This window comes from Paenibacillus terrae (assembly GCF_000943545.1).
GTDB classification, from domain to species: Bacteria; Bacillota; Bacilli; order Paenibacillales; family Paenibacillaceae; genus Paenibacillus; species Paenibacillus terrae_A.
The window spans coordinates 1-876 of the sequence record NZ_JTHP01000186.1 but is presented as its reverse complement, the minus strand read 5'-3'; the positions used below and the strand labels follow the sequence as shown (position 1 = coordinate 876).

Annotated in this window: 8 tRNA genes; all 8 read left to right on the top strand. The window is 50.3% G+C overall.

Going from position 1 to position 876, the window contains the following annotated elements:
* The first annotated feature begins 86 nt into the window (after positions 1-86).
* Positions 87-178: transfer RNA gene (locus tag QD47_RS29590), tRNA-Ser, on the top strand.
* A gap of 31 nt (positions 179-209) precedes the next feature.
* A tRNA-Met gene (locus QD47_RS29585) sits at positions 210-286 on the top strand.
* Between the two features lie 10 nt (positions 287-296).
* Positions 297-372: transfer RNA gene (locus QD47_RS29580), tRNA-Val, on the top strand.
* A 4-nt stretch (positions 373-376) separates the two neighbouring features.
* Positions 377-452, top strand: a tRNA-Thr gene (locus QD47_RS29575).
* 16 nt (positions 453-468) lie between these two features.
* Positions 469-545, top strand: a tRNA-Asp gene (locus QD47_RS29570).
* A 77-nt stretch (positions 546-622) separates the two neighbouring features.
* Positions 623-695: transfer RNA gene (locus QD47_RS29565), tRNA-Phe, on the top strand.
* 9 nt (positions 696-704) lie between these two features.
* A tRNA-Tyr gene (locus QD47_RS29560) sits at positions 705-790 on the top strand.
* 7 nt (positions 791-797) lie between these two features.
* A tRNA-Lys gene (locus tag QD47_RS29555) sits at positions 798-870 on the top strand.
* Positions 871-876 lie beyond the last annotated feature (6 nt).

Below are 876 nucleotides of genomic sequence, written 5' to 3'. Positions count from 1 at the left end.
CCTTGAAATTACGCTTGGTATTCTAATTCACTATGGTGATATATAGAATAACGCGCGGAATTTTTGCTAAGTGAGTCCATTTACATGGAGAGATACCCAAGTGGCTATAAGGGGACCCTCTGCTAAGGGGTTAGACTGCGAAAGTGGTGCGAGGGTTCGAATCCCTCTCTCTCCGCCATTTAGGACAAGCTGGCGAAATATTATGTTATGGCGGTGTAGCTCAGCTGGCTAGAGCGTACGGTTCATACCCGTGAGGTCGGGGGTTCGATCCCCTCCGCCGCTACCATACATACCCAGGAGGCTTAGCTCAGCTGGGAGAGCATCTGCCTTACAAGCAGAGGGTCGGGGGTTCGATCCCCTCAGCCTCCACCATTGTGCCGGTGTAGCTCAACTGGTAGAGCAACTGACTTGTAATCAGTAGGTTGGGGGTTCAAGTCCTCTCGCCGGCACCATTTTTGAAAAATTCAGGGAACTGTGGTGTAGAGGCCTAACATGCCTGCCTGTCACGCAGGAGATCGCGGGTTCGAATCCCGTCAGTTCCGCCATTTTTCAATATGATAGTTTTACGTACTAAAGTGGGAAGGGGGATCCCTCCACACTTTATTTTTTTGTTAATGGATATGGCTCGGTAGCTCAGTCGGTAGAGCAGAGGACTGAAAATCCTCGTGTCGGCGGTTCGATTCCGTCCCGAGCCACCTTTATATGGAGGATTAGCGAAGTGGCCAAACGCATCAGACTGTAAATCTGCTCCCTTACGGGTTCGGTGGTTCGAATCCATCATCCTCCACCAGTTTTAAGAGCCATTAGCTCAGTTGGTAGAGCACCTGACTTTTAATCAGGGTGTCGAAGGTTCGAGTCCTTCATGGCTCATCGAAG